Origin of the sequence: Bacillus sp. 7884-1, assembly GCF_002272245.1 — a bacterium.
Lineage (GTDB): Bacteria > Bacillota > Bacilli > Bacillales > Cytobacillaceae > Neobacillus.
Genome location: NZ_NPDD01000193.1, coordinates 1 through 20160 on the forward strand (window position 1 = coordinate 1; position 20160 = coordinate 20160).

17 protein-coding genes and 1 pseudogene are annotated in these 20160 nt (G+C 37.6%); 4 read left to right on the forward strand and 14 right to left on the reverse strand.

Features of this window, described 5'->3' with window-relative positions; genetic code table 11:
* Position 1 precedes the first annotated feature (1 nt).
* Entirely contained in the window at positions 2-1960 is a 1959-nt protein-coding gene (locus tag CHI06_RS21295) for an ABC transporter permease (RefSeq protein WP_095250597.1), read from the reverse strand.
* Entirely contained in the window at positions 1957-2703 is a 747-nt protein-coding gene (locus CHI06_RS21300; RefSeq protein WP_095250598.1) for an ABC transporter ATP-binding protein, read from the reverse strand. Before CHI06_RS21300 ends, CHI06_RS21295 begins: the two co-directional genes overlap by 4 nt.
* A 297-nt stretch (positions 2704-3000) precedes the next feature.
* Between CHI06_RS21300 and CHI06_RS21305 the strand changes: the two genes are divergently transcribed.
* Positions 3001-3870, forward strand: a complete 870-nt coding sequence (locus tag CHI06_RS21305; RefSeq protein WP_095250599.1) for a hypothetical protein — start codon at positions 3001-3003, stop codon at positions 3868-3870.
* Between the two features lie 239 nt (positions 3871-4109).
* On the opposite strand, the gene CHI06_RS21310 is transcribed toward CHI06_RS21305, so the two are convergent.
* The 5 genes and pseudogenes from CHI06_RS21310 to rpsI (CHI06_RS29445) all read right to left on the reverse strand — a co-directional run.
* Positions 4110-5360 (reverse strand): exo-beta-N-acetylmuramidase NamZ family protein, encoded by a 1251-nt coding sequence (locus tag CHI06_RS21310; RefSeq protein ID WP_095250600.1) that lies wholly within the window; start codon positions 5358-5360, stop codon positions 4110-4112.
* Between the two features lie 30 nt (positions 5361-5390).
* Positions 5391-7454 (reverse strand): glycoside hydrolase family 3 protein, encoded by a 2064-nt coding sequence (locus tag CHI06_RS21315; protein ID WP_095250601.1) that lies wholly within the window; start codon positions 7452-7454, stop codon positions 5391-5393.
* Between the two features lie 22 nt (positions 7455-7476).
* Entirely contained in the window at positions 7477-9162 is a 1686-nt protein-coding gene (locus CHI06_RS21320; RefSeq protein WP_095250602.1) for a serine hydrolase domain-containing protein, read from the reverse strand.
* Between the two features lie 351 nt (positions 9163-9513).
* On the reverse strand, positions 9514-10539 hold the full coding sequence (locus CHI06_RS21325) for a CapA family protein (RefSeq protein ID WP_095250603.1): 1026 nt from the start codon (positions 10537-10539) through the stop codon (positions 9514-9516).
* A 170-nt stretch (positions 10540-10709) separates the two neighbouring features.
* Positions 10710-10781 (reverse strand): annotated as a pseudogene (gene rpsI, locus CHI06_RS29445) (30S ribosomal protein S9); the annotation flags it as partial.
* A 442-nt stretch (positions 10782-11223) separates the two neighbouring features.
* Between rpsI (CHI06_RS29445) and CHI06_RS21330 the strand changes: the two are divergent.
* The 3 genes from CHI06_RS21330 (at position 11224) to CHI06_RS21340 (ending at position 14823) form a co-directional block, all read left to right on the forward strand.
* Positions 11224-12048, forward strand: coding sequence for a CsxC family protein (locus CHI06_RS21330; protein ID WP_257009405.1), 825 nt, complete (start codon positions 11224-11226; stop codon positions 12046-12048).
* A 438-nt stretch (positions 12049-12486) separates the two neighbouring features.
* Positions 12487-13713 (forward strand): ATP-grasp domain-containing protein, encoded by a 1227-nt coding sequence (locus tag CHI06_RS21335; RefSeq protein ID WP_095250604.1) that lies wholly within the window; start codon positions 12487-12489, stop codon positions 13711-13713.
* Positions 13714-13794: 81 nt separating this feature from the next.
* A complete protein-coding gene (locus CHI06_RS21340; RefSeq protein WP_095250605.1) occupies positions 13795-14823 on the forward strand; it encodes a YheC/YheD family endospore coat-associated protein in 1029 nt (342 codons plus the stop codon).
* A gap of 213 nt (positions 14824-15036) precedes the next feature.
* Here CHI06_RS21340 and rpsI (CHI06_RS21345) read toward each other — a convergent pair whose 3' ends face one another.
* The 7 genes from rpsI (CHI06_RS21345) to rplQ all read right to left on the reverse strand — a co-directional run bounded on the left by rpsI (CHI06_RS21345) (position 15037) and on the right by rplQ (position 20101).
* Entirely contained in the window at positions 15037-15429 is a 393-nt protein-coding gene (gene rpsI, locus CHI06_RS21345) for a 30S ribosomal protein S9 (RefSeq protein WP_095250606.1), read from the reverse strand.
* 20 nt (positions 15430-15449) lie between these two features.
* Positions 15450-15887, reverse strand: coding sequence for a 50S ribosomal protein L13 (rplM, locus tag CHI06_RS21350; protein WP_090767691.1), 438 nt, complete (start codon positions 15885-15887; stop codon positions 15450-15452).
* A 256-nt stretch (positions 15888-16143) separates the two neighbouring features.
* Positions 16144-16884: a tRNA pseudouridine(38-40) synthase TruA gene (gene truA / locus CHI06_RS21355; RefSeq protein ID WP_179292728.1), complete on the reverse strand. Its 741-nt coding sequence runs from the start codon at positions 16882-16884 to the stop codon at positions 16144-16146.
* A 12-nt stretch (positions 16885-16896) separates the two neighbouring features.
* Positions 16897-17694, reverse strand: a complete 798-nt coding sequence (locus CHI06_RS21360) for an energy-coupling factor transporter transmembrane component T family protein (RefSeq protein ID WP_095250608.1) — start codon at positions 17692-17694, stop codon at positions 16897-16899.
* A complete protein-coding gene (locus CHI06_RS21365; RefSeq protein WP_095250609.1) occupies positions 17691-18557 on the reverse strand; it encodes an energy-coupling factor ABC transporter ATP-binding protein in 867 nt (288 codons plus the stop codon). Before CHI06_RS21365 ends, CHI06_RS21360 begins: the two co-directional genes overlap by 4 nt.
* Complete coding sequence (locus tag CHI06_RS21370; RefSeq protein WP_095250610.1) at positions 18533-19372, reverse strand: energy-coupling factor ABC transporter ATP-binding protein; 840 nt, start codon at positions 19370-19372, stop codon at positions 18533-18535. Before CHI06_RS21370 ends, CHI06_RS21365 begins: the two co-directional genes overlap by 25 nt.
* 366 nt (positions 19373-19738) lie before the next feature.
* Positions 19739-20101 carry a 50S ribosomal protein L17 gene (rplQ, locus tag CHI06_RS21375; RefSeq protein WP_095250611.1) on the reverse strand — a complete coding sequence of 121 codons (363 nt, stop codon included), beginning with the start codon at positions 20099-20101 and terminating at the stop codon, positions 19739-19741.
* Between the last annotated feature and the right edge of the window lie 59 nt (positions 20102-20160).

Consider the following 20160-nt stretch of genomic DNA (forward strand, 5'->3'; position numbering starts at 1 on the left):
CTCACCGTGTGTTTTTTTTGTTGATAATTTTGTAGTATATAGATGTTGATGATAGGTAAAAGATTATATAGGTTAACACATACATTCCCATGACAGAAAAAATAATGGTCGTTAGAGATGGTAAATCTTTTATTACAAGGATGACTGTGTAATATAAAAGATACCAACTGTGTACCAATCCAAGTATTAGCGGCGGTAAAAATACGAACAGCAATTGTTTCCGAATAATCTTTTTCATTTCCTTGTTGCCTACACCAATTTTCCGTAAAATTGCGTAGTGCTCTCGCTCTTCTGTAGCTTCGCGCAGCTGTTTAAAGTAAATGACACTTCCTAAAGCAAACAATGCAATGACTCCATAAAACGCAACGGAGAACAATACTAAGGAGGAAGACTCAGTATTAAGAGAATATTGATCTACATAGGCTGAATAATAGGCCCCTTCTGTTTTCATAACCATTTCGTATACATTTCGTGATACGTCATTGGATGTTTTCGCATCTTCGATTTGATAAATTTCATAGGAAGAAAGAGTATGTTTTTCTTTTAAGTCATCAAAAGCTTCGTCTGAAATAACGAGTACTGAGGGTTGAGGAGCTGTATCCCCACCAGGACTCGTTGGGATACTTAACAACGGGTATCGGATTTTTTCGACTACACGAAAGGTATTGTCTTCTAAAACTGTAATTTCGGGCAGAGGACTTTTATATTCAAAAGGTTCATCTATTCCTCTTGATAAAACAATTACTTCTTTACCTTCTACGTCTACTTTTTCACCAACTTCACGTAAATCAACAATCGCATTTAATTGTGACTCAGGGAAAAGGTAAAACTCCTCAGTGTAGTATTCGGGATAGCTATAAAACGTTTTTCGATTTGGAATCTTTTCTGTTTGAATTCCCGTAATAGTTTCATGAGCAATAATGGGATGTGAGTCATTCATCATTTGTTCAATTCGTTTTTGTGTTTTATCATCCTGCGTCGAGAAGGCAAAATGGTTTGGAAATTCTTTTTTTACCACGTCAGCTTTCACGGCGTAATCTACAGCAATAAATCCAACTGCAAAAATGACAATAGCACTAATAAGTGAATTAAACGTAAAGTTTACAGTATTTCCTCGAATCGAAAAACGAAGAGAGGAAATCCATAACATTTTGTTACCATGAAAGTAATTTTTACTTTGACTCATTTTTTGTAAAATCCAACCGGAAAACTGGCGGAAAAATAAATACGTTCCGACAATCAATGCAACTGTTACAGCAATTAATGTTTCTTTAAAATTTTCTTTCCAAATTTCTGTATCTCCTGCCAGGGTAATCGTGTAGTAGGAAGCTGCAATCAATAGGATTGACAATATCGCCAATCCAAATGAAAATTTAAGCGGTTTGTCCATTTTTTCTTTTGCATGAAACAATTCAACTAACTGTACACGGCGGACGTTCAAATAACTTTGGATCGTAATAATACCGATTAATAAAGCGAATAACAGAATTGTTGAGATGATTGCTTCAAGTGGAAAAGCAAAAGAAATGTCGTCCTTGTAGTGCATTAGGTTCATTAATACCCTACCGAAAAATTTCGATAGTAATCCACCGATTAATATACCGCTGGATACAGAAATGGAGCTCAAGAATAACGTTTCAAAAAAGACCATTGCGGCAACTTGTCTTTCTTTCATCCCGTATAGTAAATACATGCCAAATTCTTTTTTTCGCTGTTTCATGAAAAATGAGTTAGCGTACAAAATAAAAAACACAATAAACAAAAAGACGATTACTGAGGCAATGAAAATAACCGTTTTATAGTTTTCTTTATTTTGGATTGCTGAAACGACGTCCTTGTTAAACATTAATCCGGAAAAGGTAAAGTAAATGACAACCCCGACAAGCATGGAAATAAAATATATGGTATATAAACGAAAGTTCCGCTTCATATTCCTCCATGATAAATCAACTAAGTTCATCGCTGGTCACTTCCAATGACACTTTGAATCGTCAGGATTCGGTCAAAGAATTCTTTTTCTGATTGTTCGCCTTTAAACATTTCATTGACGATTTTTCCATCACGCAGAAAAATTACACGTTGGCAGTAGCTCGCTGCATACGGGTCGTGGGTAATCATTAGAACGGTTGTCTTAAATGTTCTATTAAGAAATTGAATTTGTTCCAGCAGCTGGGTAGCAGACCTTGAATCAAGTGAACCTGTAGGCTCATCAGCAAACACAATCGCTGGATTTGTAATGATTGCCCTTGCTGCAGCTGTTCGCTGTTTTTGACCGCCAGAAATTTCAGACGGATAATGATGTAAGATCGATTCAATATTTAATGCTTCAACCAATTTCGCTAATCGCTGCTCCATTTCAGCAACAGGTGTTTTTTGTAACGAAAGCGGCAGCAGAATATTTTCTTTCACCGTTAAGGTATCAAGCAGGTTGTAATCTTGAAAAATAAATCCCATTCGTTTTTGGCGGAATTCTCGTAAGGCTTTCTTTTTCAAGTCTAATAGCGATTTTTCCTCAATCCAAACATCCCCGGTATTAAAGTTGTCAATCGTTGAGAGGGTATTCATTAATGTCGTTTTCCCAGAGCCCGATGGCCCCATAATTGCGGTAAATTCCCCATGTTCAATGGTCAAATCAATATTTTTTAAGACTTGTGTTTTTCCGTAAGATTTCGATAAGTTCTTAGTTTGTATTATTTTAGTCATTGTTTCATCCTCCTTCTCCACCTTACTATACTGACTAATCTGCCCGTCAACCATCGATATAACAACATCTAAAGTGACATTTTTGTCATGTAAGAGGCAAATTTGATAAAACATCCGTCCTATCATTCACTGCTACCTTTGTAACCTAAAATAGATTGAAGAAAAGATTTTTTATTATTTATCCTAAATTTAGATACTTGTCCATTCAATTTTTCATTCGCATCATACTTTATTATAAGTACGTGATAGATTCTTTTGAACCTATGATAGTGAACAACCAAAAGGGGAGTGTAAGGAATGGCAGATAGTACATTCAATGAAGATACTGAAATTCATGATGTAAACGGAGCCGAAGGTGATCATAAGCAAGACTTTTCTGAACTTATGGCACTTACAACTCGTATTAATGAGTTATTGGCTAATGTGTTAAAACGAGAAATTAGTCTAAAAGACGAATTGGCAACTAAGGAAGAAGATATAGCTTCAATAACCGCAAGCCTTGAAAAAAGCAATATAGAAATTACAGAAGTTCAAAATCAAATATCCAAGATGAGAGCTACCAATGAAAAAAATCAATCATTGATTGGGGGGCTAAGCAGTCTAGTAGCTGAGCAAGAAATGCAGTTACAAAATCTAAGAGAAGTAATTGGCACCAAGGAACAAATAATTACGTCATTTGCTGTAAGTCTAGAAAACAGCAAAAAGGAAATTGTAGAACTTCATAAACAAGTAGACGAGTTGAAAGCAACTAATGAAAATCAAAAAACATTGATTGGAGAGTACGAAGAAAAGCTTGATTCGTTAATCGGGGAATTATCACTACTAACTAACCAACAAAATGAATCACAAGTTGAAGATAGTTCGGAGCTTAAAACAGTTCCGAACACTACAGAAGAAAATTCTTTGCTGCAGGCAGAGCCGGAAGCTAAAGAAGAAAATTCGGTGCTGAAAGCAGAGCCGGAAGCTAAAGAAGAAAGTTCGGTGCTGAAAGTAGATACGAACGCTCAAAAAGAAAATAAGATGCTGAAAACAGACCGCAAAGCTCAAAAGAAAAAGCTTAAAAAATTCCTAAAAGAGAACCCAAATGCGAATGAAAAGATTTTAGCAGAACTACTAGGAGTAGACAGTTCCTATATAATTGGACTTCGAAAAGAATTTGATATTTGAATGATTGATTAAAGGGGCTTCTAAGGCCCTTTTTACTTTATTCCGGATCAACCCTGACACAGGTTTTGTTATGTCGCTTCATGACTGTCCGGTTTCCATATAATTCAACAAAAATAGTTTATTATTTCCCTGAAAATACAAACTTCGACTTGTTCAGTGGTTTTTCTACAATAATCAATCCATTGATTAATTTTCTGCAAAAAAGAGACCTCCTAGAAAGAAGGCCCCCTGCTCACTATTTAATATAATAAATACTTCTCACGAACCACGTTAAATTGCTCTAAACCCGCCTGCCATGCTGCTTTCATTTCTTCAACACTTTTGCCAGCTTCAATATCTGCGCGGATGGAGCCATTGCCGACAAGGTTATCAAAGAAGGAGATTCCTGCTGCGCTCGGTGCTCTAAATTGGAAATCGTTTGGATACATATCATGGATTGTTTTTACGATATATAATCCAGTTTCAAACGGCTTATAGGCATTTCGGTCTGTGATATGAATTTGAATACCATGGCTTAACACATTCGCATGCTTCGAGAATGTCGGGATAAACGAAGCCGCTCTGAATGTGACACCAGGTAGTTTGTAAGAGTTTAACTTGGAAGCTAAGCTGTCACTATTAATGAACGGTGCTCCAATCAATTCAAATGGCTTTGTTGTTCCTCGTCCTTCGGAAACATTGGTTCCTTCAATGAGGGCAGCACCTGGGTACACTACAGCAGTTTCCAAGGTTGGCATGTTTGGTGATGGAAGTACCCATTCTAATGGCGTCTCATCGTAATACATGTTTCGTTTCCAGCCTTCCATTTCCACTACCGTTAAATCTGCTCCAATTCCAAATTCGCTATTGAAGAGCTTCGCTAACTCCCCGACGGTCATCCCGTGGCGAACAGGAATCGGATATTCACCGATGAACGAAGAATACTTATCCTCTAGCACAGGTCCTTCAACTTTGGTCCCGCTGATTGGATTTGGGCGGTCAAGGACAATGATTCGAATATTGTTCTCTTTTGCTGCTTCCATTGCTAATGCCATTGTGTAAATGTACGTGTAAAAACGTGTCCCTACATCTTGGATATCGAATAACAATACATCGACATTACTAAGCATTTCAGGTGTCGGCTTTTTTGTCTTTCCATATAAGCTGTAAACAGGAAGCCCTGTTTTTTCATCGGTATATTGTTCAACATATTGACCAGCCTGGGCACTTCCTCGTACACCATGCTCAGGGCCGTAAAGAGCAGTAAGATTCACATCGGAATTATTAAAGAGTAAATCCACAATGCTCGTAACGTTCTGATCAACCCCAGTTGGATTTGTGATTAACCCGATGCGTTTATCCTTAATCAAATCAATTTGATCCTCTAACAAAACCTCAATACCTAATCGTAACTTTTTATTCTTTTTCTCTTTATCGTTCTTAGCCATCGCCGCAGAAACAGTTGACAGTAGTAAAACGAAAATCAATAATCCAGTTAACCACTTTTTCAAAAGTATCCCTCCTCTTTATCTATTCCCTGCCTAGTAACCTAAACCGTAATCAAATCCATATAGCACACTGCCATCATGGTTGTAAATTGTTACTGGCAGTTTTCCAGTTGGATTGTTTTTACCGAAAATTGTATTTGCTGCTGCTTCAAAGCTTGCTGGTCTAAATCCATACTGCACTAGATAAGCATTAACATTAGGGTAGGCCATAATATCGTACGGATTTCTGATTCCGACACCAATTATCGGAACATCCGTTTCTTCTATGAGCTGATTGGCTAGTTTCATTAAGTTCGTACTGGTTGCTCTTTGAGCTACGTTTGAAGTCGAAGTTCCTAAAACAACATATTTCGCAGTCTTCACTGTTGCTAAATCAGCAACTGAAAGTAGTGCTGTAGTATTAATAACTGTAACGTTACTATGATGCTTTTTTACCTCGGCAGCAATTTCAGAACTACTTGAACCTACAATAACAATCTTTTCATCTACAGCTAATTGAAGCGGGAGAACAGCCTCATTTTTTACAAGAGTAATTGATTTCTCTGCTGCTTCTTTTTCAATTGCTTTATGTTCAGGTGATCCTACGACTTGAAGTGCTTTTGCTACCTTTTCATCAAGACTCTTTTCTTCTTCTGCCTTAACGATGCTTCTATTCAGTTTCAAGGTTAAAATCCTCTCTACTGACTGCTCAAGTCGACTTTCTGAAATATCGCCTGAGTTCACAGCATCATAAAGTCCATTTGCTACATCTACGATTCCAACTGGCATTAACAGGATATCCGCCCCTGCTTTAACAGCACGGATTGCCGCATCAACAGGACCAAAATGATCTGCAATTGCACCCATATTCATCGCATCCGTTACTATAACTCCTTTAAAGCCCATTTCTTCGCGCATAAGACCCGTTAATATCTTGTGGGAAAGTGTACCTGGTACAGCGACTTCTGTTCCGTCTTTTTTAGAGATTGCTTTCGTATCATCAATTTTTGGGAATGTCACGTGTGCTGACATAATCGCATCAATTCCCGTATCCATTGCCTGTTGGAAAGGATACAATTCTACATTCTTCAAACGATCAATATCATGAGGTACAGATGGAAGTCCTACATGTGAATCAACCGCAGTATCTCCATGGCCAGGAAAATGCTTTGCAGTTGCTGCAGTGCCCGTTTCATGGAGCCCTTTAATATAGGCATTTCCTAGGTTAGCTACTAACTCAGGATCCTCACCAAAAGATCGAACACCTATCACCGGATTATCTGGATTGTTGTTTATATCCAATACTGGTCCAAAGTTCATGTTAATACCAAGTGCATTAAGCTCTTCACCAATTGTTCGTCCAATTTTTTCGGCAAGCTCTTCAGATCTAGTCGCACCTAACGCCATATTCCCTGGCATGTCGGTACCAGTTTGCAGACGTGTAACAATTCCACCTTCTTGGTCAATGGAAATTAACAGTCCGTACTTTTCCGCAGCTTCCTGATAGGCACTGACTAGCTTAGTTGTTTGATCAGCAGTCACTGTGTTTTCTCGGAATAAAATCACACCGCCGAGATGATAATCCTTCACAAGCTTGGCAATTTCGTCGTTCATTACTGTGACATTTTTGCCATTCCAATTCCTAAAATCGGGCATTAGCATTTGTCCGACCTTTTCTTCCATACTCATATGCTTGATGGCATTTCCGATGAGGTCATAGCGTGCACCTTTTTCTTTTTCAATAAGGACCTGTTCTTGATTTCCTTTGAATTGAATCGAAATTCTGTCGCTATGGCTGCCATCGCTGACAGATATAAATGTTTTACCATTGTGACCGGATAAAGTTATTACACCATCTTTAGATACAGAGGCAACATTTTTATTAGAAGATTGCCATTTAAGGTTCTCAGATGCCAGCTTAAAGTGACCATCCTCATAAACATGAAGTGCATTTAAATCAAGCTTGCTATCCTTTACTTCTCTTGTAACCTGTGGAACATTGAGATCAATCACTAAATCCTCAATTCCCGTGGCAGCTCCCCCTGCAAGTGGGATTCCCGTTAATACTAGAGCAAATGCCAGAAACGAGGTGATAAATGTCTTTAAAAATTTGCGCATGTTGTTTCTCCTCCTCTAACTTTTAATAATCTCTTAGTTCCCATTCATTATTTTTAAAAGAAAGATTTGATCCAGAATCCAGTTTTGGATTCTGAATGTACCAACCTCGGGAATTGGTAGATTCATCAGTTCGATAGACAAACCGTAATTTTGTCGCATCACTAGGTATAGCCAATTCTTTATTTTCCCAGCCATTACTTGTGCCTGTTAATAGAGCAACTTGATGCCAACTGCCACCTCTAAAAATCTCTACAGACCCGATATCCCAGATATTCTCAATCATATGCCATGTGGAGAAGGTGAGTTTGGTATCCTTAGATAAATGGATATCAGTTTCCATTTCTCGGTTTAGCTTGTCGCCGTACCCTGCAAACCAAGCATCTCTCTTACCAGGAATCGAGACAGGGATTGAATCTGCTATATTTCTTGCAAATAAGCGGCGGGTTTGGTTCATGGACCCCATAGTTCTTGACGGATGGACACGATTGGTCAATAAAATTGCTACTGTTTTATTGTTCGGGCTTACTACAATCGAAGTTCCTGTATAACCCGTATGGCCAAAAGAGTATGTACCTTCTGATAAAGCATCCATATACCAGCCTTGGCCTAACTCCCAGCCAAGGCCATGGTCATTTCCAGAGAATGCCTCATTCTGATTTTGCAGCAGCAACTGTACTGTTTCCGGCTTCAAGATTTTTTGTCCGCCATAACTTCCTTCATTAATGAAAATATGGGCAAGTTTAGCTAAGTCAATGGCGGTAGAGAACACACCAGCATGACCAGCAACCCCATCCAATGACCAAGCATTCTCATCATGAACTTCTCCCCACACGAGACCGCGATTTGGTGTTGTTTGGTATTCAGTTGCAGCAATACGGTTCTTCAAAGAAGCTGGTGGATTGTACATCGTATCCTTCATCCCTAAAGGTTCTGTGATATGCTCCCGGACGAATTCATCCTGACGCTTTCCAGACCAGTGCTCAACTAACATTCCTAACGTAATCATGTTTAAATCACTGTATTCATATGTTGTACCGGAAGCATTTTTCAACGGTTGGTTTAATACCAACTTCAGCCTATCTTCTCTTGAATTCCCTTTTGAATATAAAGGAATCCAAGCGGTGAACCCGGAAGTATGGGTTAACAACTGACGAATCGTTACGTTTTCTTTCCCGTTTGCAGCAAATTCAGGAATATGTTTTGCCACCGGATCATCAAGATTGAATAATCCTTTTTCAAAAAGGATCATTACGGCCGTTGCAGTGAAAATTTTACTGATAGACGCCAAGTCAAAAATCGTGTTGTTTTCCATAGGAATTGGATTTTTCATTTCGGTAAAATTACCATCGGTGTATTGAGCTGAAAAGCCAAAAGCGTCATGTTTTACAATTTTTCCAGCTCTCGCTACAAAAGTGACAGCACCTGGCATTAATTTTTGTGAAATTGCTTGGTTCATAATATGATCAATTTGCTGGAGTGGAGCATCCACCATTCCAGCTCCTCGCGCTGAACTTGAGTGGAGCACTCTCGATACAGGAATGATTGTCGAATTCCATGTAAAGACAGGGTGTGGTTTCTTAGATGGGAATGTGAGTTTTCCTCGCTTTTCAATCGTTGAATCATTGGGAAGTTCATTGTTGGCAAATACGGGTGATGTGCCTAGTAGCAAGGTACAAACTGCAGTAATCATAAACGTTTTACTTTTCATACATCCTCCTTTATACAATTGATTGAATTGTAGGCTGGTCTCCCCTATGTATACCAAAATACTGGTAACGCTTACAACTTATAGTAAAAGTATATAGGTAATGTTGTGCAGTGGTCTATACCACTTAAGTCACATAACAGGCGTTTCTACAGGTAAAAAGGATTACGCCATTAGCATTATTTTTTAAAATACATGACAAAAAAGTGAAATAATATTTCAACATTTAGCAGAATGCTGCTAATTCTATAAAGGATGTCATCCATAGCAATATTAAAACATAAAAAAGACCCCCTCCAAATTGGTTGAGAGCCTTTGAAGTGATGTAAAGATGAATTCATTTATCCTCTTCGTCTAAAAAAATAAAACACCTTTATTAACATCGATCTCTTTTTTCAGTCCATTTAAATCGGAATTTGTATATAACTCCTGGATGGCCTTAAACGCATCTTCACCAGATAAATGCCGAGGTTGGAACTTAATTATTTTATTATTAGTATGGATTGGCCAAATCTCAGCCCTTATTAAACCATTTTCGTTAAAGTGTAAAGTTGTTGGAAACCCATAGGTAAGAGGGGATCGACCAGGAGTATTGAAAATAAAGTTTCCGACACTAAAAAAAACGGGGACACCCTCCAAAACGCTCATTTTTTGATATTGATGGGATCCATGTCCGATGATAATATCAGCTCCGGCCTTAACAATCATTTTTGCCTGTAATAATTGCTCTTCTGTTACGGGTTGATAATTCTTTCCCCAATGGATGGACACAACAATAGTGTTTATCCCTATTTCTCTTAATGCCCTGATATCATTGTATACTGCATTTCTAGACAAAGCGGCTATACCACTATGAACATTAGAAGCGAAGTGTTGATATTTCTCCTGATATCTTTTCCTGTAGCTCATGTAATTTAAAAGAGCGACTTTAATATTACCTTTTCTTATAACGAGTGCTTTTCTTGATTCTTTTTTATTTCTTCCTGCACCAAGCGGAATCATCGAATTTTTTTCCAAGTACATAATGGTTTCTAATAAACCATCATGTCCGTAATCAGTGGAATGATTATTTGCCAAAAAAAATATGTTGAACGCCTTTTGTTTAAATACATCAAGCACTAAAGGGGACATCTTATATATATAATCTTTATCTGCCTCGATTTTTTTTGCAATTTGGCTGATAGGCGCCTCCAGATTAAGTGTCCGTACATCCGCTGAGCTGTATATTTGATCAATGTATTTAAAAGGATAGACATAACCATTTCTGTCCAATAATTTTTGTGCTGCATCACCTAACAAAGTATCTCCGCCAAAGAAAATACTCAGCTCCTTCGTGGAATCATCAGAAACTTCGTATGTCATAGGTTTTATTATAGTCAATAGCTATCCCCTCTTAAAAGTTTTATATAGTAAGATTACTTAGCTTATGAGAAATAGCTTCATTTAGTTCTTCCAAGATGAATTTAAGATGAAGAAAGGCATAAACTGATCGAAATAGGATAAAAAAGACCCCCAACCATATTGGTTGAGAGCCTTTGAAGTGTTGAAGATTAACGATTTGAGAACTGAGGAGCACGACGTGCACCTTTAAGACCGTATTTCTTACGCTCTTTTATGTGTGCATATCATATGAAGAAGCACGAAATAAAATGACCCTTGTTAAATCAAGGTTTAGCTGCTTATTACTTCCTAAAATGAAAATGAAATAATATATCTTTATATATGTTTCGTGGTCAGAATGTGGTCAAAAGATGATACCTAATTTAAAGTTGGGTATCATTTTTTTAGACAATTAAAGTAAAATAACTAAAAAACCAAGCCTTTCATGGTCAGGGCATTGTTCACTAACAAGAACTCTCTAATGAATGTTCTTCAGCATAATAAAGAAGAAAGGCTCTGTTTAAAAGAAACAGAGCCTTTTTGTGCTTTCGTTCATCTGCCTATTTTTCCATTTTGGGAAAATGTCCTATTATAATAGCCTATTCTTTATGACAAACGCGGAATACATTAACAATATAAAAAGGAGTATGTATTCTAAATATAATAAAGAAATGGGGTATTTTTATGGGAAGTTGTGAATCAGAACATCATACAGAGCATCAACATCATTCCGTGCATCATCCCAAGCCAGAACACCCACCGGTCCCCGGAGGTCCATGTCCAATCGAATCAAAGGAACAAGTGCCATTAACGGTTATGGCCACTAACACAGTTAAGCACACTAGAACCCCAACAATTAAGGTTCCAGTTGTATTGGCAGAGCCAACACTTCAAATTGTGTTAGAGGCAGATATTAAACTTCATCCACCAGCAACAGAAATTAAAAGAGTGAAAAAAAATGTATTTCTAGATCAGGTTAAACTTGTCCCAGTTGCATTTACACGTATTGACAACACTGACTTTTTTAACGTGATAAGGGGTAAATTATTTGTAGCAGGGCATATTCGCAAAGATATAGAATATGCTACGCATGATTGTAAGGGAACCCTTCAAGATCGAATTGCAGATGTTCCGTTTACTGGATTTGCAGACCTTAATGGTGACATCTGTGAGAACACCAACGGATTTATTTCATTCCCCATTATAGGTATTTCTGAAAGCGCCGAAGCTAATTTTGTTAATGATCGAACCATGTTAGATGCTCGCTTGGATAAAACTTTCTTTCAAAATCTTGTCAAATACAATCAACAGCCATTCGGTGAGTTAGTAGCTGCAAACTTCTTTGAACTTGATTTTTCACCAACCATGACACCTCCCAAGGGAACTTTTAGCAGGTTGAGAGAAAAAATCGTCTTTGACCTTACGGTAAAAGTATTACAAGTTCAACAATTCAGGATTATTGGTGCACAACAAATAATTCCTAAATCTTCTGGTCATCACCTCCCGTAAGTCCGTAATCAAGAAAAAGGACTCTGTTTTTTTTAAACAGAGTCCTTTTCTTTACCGACATGATTGCGGTCTCCAAGGTGGAAGTCATGAATCACGAAGCAGTAAGTAGTAGTGGCTAGTTAACGAAAAGGTGTATACAGTGGAGCAGAATCTGAAGGAATCGGGCGGAATTGCGATAGAAGTGGATGAAGAGTGACTTGTTTTTTCAAAATTAGGAAAACGTTAATTACACAATAAACGCCTTGCAGGATCCATGCAATCTTTGTCTGCATATTTTCCAAATTTCTAATTTACATATCTTAAGTATTATGACAATTGTCCAAACAATTCGTGTCTTAAGAAAATATATTAGAAATGTAAGTTGTCTGTTTTATTACTCAACAAAAGAGTTAATACTAAATCCTTCATAAAACCATCCAAGAAAGGATAACAAAGCTTATGCGAACCATTGTATTTATTGAAACGAATAAATCAGGATCTAGTAGAGAGGCAATTAAAGCTGCAGAACGACTCGGCTATTTTACGGTGTTATTAACCAATAAAAAAAACTTCATTCATCAAAGAACAGAATTTCCAGATGTCCATCAAATGATTTTAGTGGAATTATTTAACTATGACAAATTAAAAGAAAACATTATAAATCTGCAAAAACAAGATAAACAAATAAAGTGCGTATTGAGTTTTGTACATTCTTACGTGTATTTAGCTGCAACCTTATCAGAAGAATTTTGTCCAAGTGTTGTATCAAGTGATCCAATTTTTTTAATGGAAAATAAAATATTATGTCGTGACCTTCTCATAGACCTTCCAATTTCTCCTCATTATGCCGTTTATACTCCAGACCATTCCTTAGAGAATTTTATTGATAAACACAAGGGCTATTTACCTCTTATTGTAAAGGCCCCCACATCTGCCGGTTCAAAAGATGTTCTGTTGGCGAATGACGAGAACCAGTTGAAGCTGGCAATACAAAAATTACTAAACCATCGTGAACAGATTTTGCTGGAGGAGTATCTAGCTGGCCCCCAATATTTAATTGAAGTATTAGTACATGATGGAAAAGTTCATATAATCGCAATTATCGAACAACAGATTACGTTTTTACAACGGTTTATTGTAACAGGATACTGTTTACTGCGTGATAACGAAAAAAGTTTATACGATAGTATCCTTGAGACAGTAACTTCCATCTTAAAGGTTTTTCAACTGAAAAATGGTGCCTGTCACTTAGAAATGCGCCTAGTAAATGGATCGTGGAAATTAATTGAAATCAACCCAAGGATCTCAGGTGGTGCGATGAATCGAATCATTGAAGTCGGATATGGAATTAATTTAGTAGAGGAAACCATTCAATTAATGTTAGGAAATGAGCCTTGTCTTACTAGAAAACACAGTAAGTATGTATATGCACATTATTTAACCGTGGATTCAAAAGGAGTATTAAATAAGGTAACAGGGAAAAATCGCAGCTCTAACTATCCCGGTGTAGAAGAGGTGTATATAAAATCCCGAAAGGGACAGATATTACAACCGCCTTTATCAATGGGAGATCGATACGGATACATTTTAGCATCCTCCGATGTAAAAGATGAGGCGATAAGAATTGCCAAGAAAGCAGCTAGCGAGATACGTTTCAACCTTGCTCCAATTGTAAATACGGAGTGAAAAATCATGACTATTATATTCTAAGCAAAACCGTTCTTATTATATTTGATAAATAATTTGAGGAGCGGAGGAAAAAAGATAATGACACTAATTGGCATGCTTCATCATCGTGCAGATCCAAATAATGTAAAGAAAGCATATGCTTATGCCGCTGTAGCCAAAGCAGAAGGGGTAAACTTTTTTTACTTTACCCCAGGGAAGGTAAATATAAAACAGCAAATAATTTTAGGGAAAGCCTATGAAACTGGCCAGTGGATTGAAAAGGAATTTCCCTTTCCTGATGTCATCTATAATGCAAGTTATCCAGTAAGTGATAAAGCCGAGCGAATCGTTGATTATTTGTTTGATAGGATTCCGTTTACAAGTCAATCTATTGGGAACAAATTAAGTGTATATAACAAAATTGAAAAGGCAAAAGAATTTAAACAATACCTTATTCCTTTTTCTAAATTAACTAATGATCAGATTTTTTATGACATGATCAAACGTTATAAAAAAGTTATTATCAAACCATTAACTGGACATCAAGGTGGGAGCGTTGTTTTTATTGAAAATTATGAATCAAATCTTTACAAAATTAACGATTCGGGATTAGTATCATCTATTAATGAAAAACAATTGTTAACCTTGATATCCCATAAAATACTAGAACAAGATTACCTAGTTCAACAGTTTATTTCAAGTCAAACAAATTCTGGTCATGTTTTTGATTTCCGATTGCATGTACAAAAAAATGGAGAAGGAAAATGGGTTATTACTTCTATTTATCCAAGGATCGGGCGGTTGGGGACCATAACATCTAATATGGGTAGTGGCGGTTATAGTACTTACCTGGATATATTTTTAAAAACAGAGTTTGGTGACTCTTGGTATGATATGAAAAGGTATCTGGAACAGTTTGCGTTAAGTTTTTCAAATCATTTTGATTCTTTATATGACAGCGAATTGGATGAATTAGGAATTGATGTCGGAATTGATGAAAATCAAAAACTATGGCTATTTGAAGTAAATTGGAGGCCCGGTCCACCTAATATATATAATGTTGAATTAGATGTAGCTAAAAATACGATTCTGTATGCTAAATATTTAGCGGATACAAATAAACATTAAATCAAAACCTTTCAATCGTTAATTACATCACGTATTAAGGGTAAACCAAATAATACTGTATTTATTGTTAACGAAAAATTGGTAGATTCTAAGTGGTATTTTGTTTCGTTTTGTGATCAATGTGGTCAAAAATATTTTCGTGGTCAAAAGCATTTTTTAAACATAAAAAAGACCCCCAACCAAAATGGTTGAGAGCCTTCCAAAGCTTGATAATTAACGCTTTGAGAACTGAGGAGCACGACGTGCACCTTTAAGACCGTATTTCTTACGCTCTTTCATACGTGGGTCACGTGTTAATAGTCCTGCACGCTTTAATGTTGGACGATATTCAGGATCAGCTAGAAGTAATGCGCGAGCAATACCGTGGCGGATTGCGCCAGCTTGACCAGTGTATCCACCGCCGCTTACGTTTACAAGAACATCGTAGCTGCCTGTTGTTTCAGTAGCAACTAATGGTTGGTTTACAACCATACGTAAAGCTGCAAATGGGATATATTCTTCGATGTCACGTCCGTTAATTGTAATTTTACCTGTACCTGGAACTAAGCGCACGCGTGCGACAGAGCTCTTACGACGACCAGTACCAATATATTGAACTTGTGCCAAGTTAATTCCCTCCCTCTTTATTAACCGCGAAGTTCGTAAACTTCAGGTTGTTGTGCTTGGTGCGGATGTTCTGCGCCAGCATATACGTGTAATTTTTTGAAAGTTTGACGGCCAAGAGAATTTTTTGGAAGCATACCTTTAACAGCAAGCTCGATCATTTTCTCAGCATAGTTCGTACGCATTTCAAGAGCAGTTCTAGTCTTTAAACCACCTGGATGCATAGTGTGACGGTAGTAGATCTTGTCAGTTAATTTCTTACCAGTTAATTCTACTTTAGAAGCGTTAAGAATGATAACATGATCACCAGTGTCAACATGTGGTGTAAAAGTTGGTTTATTTTTACCACGTAAGATTGCTGCTACTTCAGAAGCAAGACGTCCAAGAGTTTTGCCTTCAGCATCAATCACGTACCATTTACGCTCGATATTGTTGGCGTTAGCCATAAACGTTGTACGCATGAATTTCCCTCCTAATTTAAATCCATTAAAGATTATTTTTTCGCACCATCATAAGTCGTTATCGTTCATTCTGTTCCGGGAATAAACGTTAACGCCATTGTGCGTCAATTTTTAAGTTCATATATTTTCAATCACGATGAAGACTTTCCGGGGCTTAATCGTGGGATTAAAAACACAACCATATAATATAATAAGTTCTTTTGAGCTAAAAGTCAAGGAAATGTTACACCAGGTTGTGTTGTTAGTGAAATTTTATTTAATAAAATACCTGCCAAAGATACAATCCTTGTCCTGGTGCGGTTTTTCCAGCACAGCGACGATCCCTTTTTTCGAGTATCTCTACTATTTCCTCTGATTTGCGCTTTCCAGAACCAACCTCAATTAAAGTTCCTACTAAAATTCTAACCATATTATATAAAAAACCATTTCCGACAAAACGAAAGCTTACTTTCTCTTCATCCTGCAGAATCTCAATGGTTTCAATCGTTCGAACCTTATCTTCTACTTCCGTTCTTGCAGAACAAAAACTAGAAAAATCATGTGTCCCTAATAAATAAGCAGAAGCCTCTCTCATGGCTTCAAGATTTAAAGGATAAGGGTAGTGAAAGGCATAATTCCTTTGGAATGGATCCCTTTTCGGTGATTGATTCAGATAATAACGGTATTCCTTTCCATTTGCATCAAATCGAGCATGAAAGGCAGGATCATCAGCCTCTTTAACACTTAGGACAGAAATATCTTCTGGCAGCATGGAATTTAATGCTAACTCCCACTTTTCCACAGGAAGCGATAACGGCGAATCAAAATGAATCACCTGTCCCTTTGCATGGACCCCCGCATCCGTTCTTCCTGATGCTGAAATTTTCACAGAGCTGCCCTTATGCATTTTGGTTAATACAGCTTCTATTACACTTTGAACGGTCCGTTTCTTTGGCTGAACCTGATATCCTGAGAAACCAGAACCATCGTAGGAAATAATGCATTTATAGCGAATCATAATTTAGCTCCATTATGAACGTAGTAGGATTAATAATATAGTCAATATAACAAGAATCAAAAGTTGCAGGGTGTCAGAGTGTTTCCAGCTTAGCAGTCGATATTTTGTTCTGCCCTCACCGCCACGGTACCCTCTCGCTTCCATCGCAATAGCAAGCTCTTCAGCACGCTTAAAGGAGCTAACGAAAAGGGGGATAAGTAATGGAATGACTGCTTTGATTCTTTCCTTAATAGGACCGCTTGAAAACTCGACCCCGCGCGCTATTTGAGCTTTCATAATCTTGTCCGTTTCCTGCATTAGTGTTGGTATAAAACGTAAAGAAATGGACATCATTAAGGCCAATTCATGGACAGGGAACCGGACCTTTTTCAAAGGGTGTAATAGTGTTTCCAAACCATCCGTTATTTCAATGGGTGTCGTGGTTAAAGTAAGCAGACTGGTCATTAATATTAAGAAAAGGAATCTCATTGAAATAAAAATACCCTGTCTGACTCCTTCTTCATAAATCTTTATCGGGCCCAGCTCATACAATAGAATTCCTTCTTTCGTGAAGAAAACCTGTAAGAGCAATGTAAATAGTACTAACCAGAGAACAGGTTTTAAACCTGCGTACAGAAAGCGAATGGGAATTCGTGATAAACCAAGCATAAAAAAGGTATAAATTCCAATAAGAGCATAGGTAAATAAATTATTTGCAAGGAAGATAATACATACAAATAAGAAAACAATAATTAGCTTAGACCTAGGGTCCAACCGATGAATTAAACTATCAGCGGGTACATATCTCCCAATAATCATTTTATCCATCATACTGGTGCACCTCTTAACAGTTCTGCAACCGCGGTTGATAGTTCCTCGATTGATAGATAGGTTTTCTCTAACTTCAACCCTAATTTTTCTTCTAGACTTCGTTGAAAACGGACCACTTCTGGTACATCTAAACCCATTTCAACAAGCTCAGTTACCGAGGAGAAAACTTCGACAGGTGTCCCCTGCTTTACAACATGTCCTTGCTGCATGATGACAATTTGATCAGCATACCTCGCTGCATCCTCCATACTATGTGTAACTAGTATGGTAGACAAATTTCTCTTTTTATGAAGTGAATAAAACATATCCATGATCTCTTTACGTCCTCGCGGATCAAGACCCGCCGTTGGCTCGTCAAGGACAAGACAGTCTGGTTCCATTGCCAGAACACCAGCAATAGCAACACGGCGCATTTGACCGCCAGATAAATCAAATGGAGACTTTTCTAGTATTTCCTCAGCTAGTCCAACTTGCATTAAAGCAAGACGTGCTCTCTCTTTTGCTTCTCGTTCTGAAACACCGAAATTCATCGGTCCAAAAATAATATCCTTTTCGACAGTTTCCTCAAATAACTGATGCTCAGGAAATTGAAAAACAATCCCTACTTTTTGTCTAATCTGTCTTAAATTCTTATTCTTCTGCTTCGCTTTGATCTCATGGCTGCCAATCATTACTATTCCTTCTGTAGGTATTAGCAAGGCATTTAAATGCTGCAACACGGTAGACTTTCCTGAACCAGTATGACCTATTAAAGACATGTATGTTCCTGTCGGGATGTTAATAGACACATCTTCAATAGCTAAACGTTCAAAAGGCGTGTTTGCTTGATAACGATACTCTATATTTTGGAGCGAAATGTCCATAACTCATTCACCAACTCTTCTTCCGATAAATAGTGCTTCGATAAGTCAATTCCTTTTTGACGGAATGCATTACTCATTTTAATTGAAAAAGGTATATCTAGCCCTAGATGGACCAATTCATCACCCAATGAGAATATGTCCTCTGGAGTTCCCTCGCGGTAAACTTCCCCATGATTCATCACAATAATTCTGTCGGCTTTTGCAGCTTCTTCTAAATCATGAGTAATGGAGATGACAGTGAGAGACTTTTCATTCTTTAAAGTACGGACAGTCTCTAAAACTTCCTCTCTTCCTTTCGGGTCGAGCATAGAAGTTGCCTCGTCTAAAATAATAATTGATGGTCTCAATGCAAGAACACCAGCAATAGCTACACGTTGCTTTTGTCCTCCAGAAAGATGGTGCGGCTCTTGATTAAGAAATTGCTCCATTTTAACTTTTTTTAAAGAATCCTCTACCCGAAAGATCATATCATCCCTTGGAATTCCATGGTTTTCTAAACCAAAAGCCACATCATCCTGAACAGTCGTACCAACAAACTGATTATCAGGGTTCTGAAAAACCATCCCTAATTTCTTTCTTATATCCCAAATGGAATCTTCATTTAATTGAATTCCACAAACTGTAATCTCACCCGTCTGCGTAAATTGTAAACCATTTAAAAGCTTTGCCATCGTAGATTTACCTGAACCATTATGACCAACAATCGCTAACCATTCCCCTTCAAAGATGTCAAAACTTACATTCTGAAGTGCATAGCTGCTCTGATTTTCATATTGAAAAGACACATTCTTTAGTGATACAACGGCCTTTCTCATATAAATCTTCTCCTCTCGTCTCATCTATGCAAAAAATACTAAGCTAGGCTCGTAGAATACAAAAAAAGCCTGCACCTCACCCCAGGGCAGCTGACGATTTAATCTGCCACGTAAACGGGATTTCTAAAAAAGAAATAGGAGGAGGTGCATGAGCTAGACGAGACGTGAAAAAGATAAAAAAAGAATTCCATTTATCTTTCAAAGGAGAGTAAATTCTCCTTCCTATGCCCTAATAATATAAGGTCACGCTCATCATAACACTCTTTTTGGCTTGGTTCGTACATTATTAGATTTTATACAGAAAAAGGGCTCAAGAACAAGTTTGTAACTAAACTGTCCAGCGCCCTTGTTGTCTGCTTTCAGGTATTAAACTAACTCGATAATTACCATTGGTGCACCATCGCCGCGGCGTGGTCCAAGTTTCATAATACGAGTGTATCCACCTTGACGCTCAGTATATCGTGGAGCGATATCAGTGAAAAGTTTTTGCAGTGCATCTGTACCATTTTCAGCATCAGCAACTTCATTACGAACGTAAGAAGCAGCTTGACGGCGAGCATGTAAGTCACCACGTTTACCTAAAGTAATCATTTTCTCAACAGTACCACGAAGTTCCTTCGCGCGAGTTTCTGTTGTTTCAATGCGCTCATTGATAATTAAATCTGTAGTTAAATCACGTAGCATAGCTTTACGCTGTGCACTAGTGCGTCCTAACTTTCTGTATGCCATGAAGGGTTCCCTCCTTTGTTGAAGTCATTAAACGGATTAGTTATTGAGCAGGAATGAAG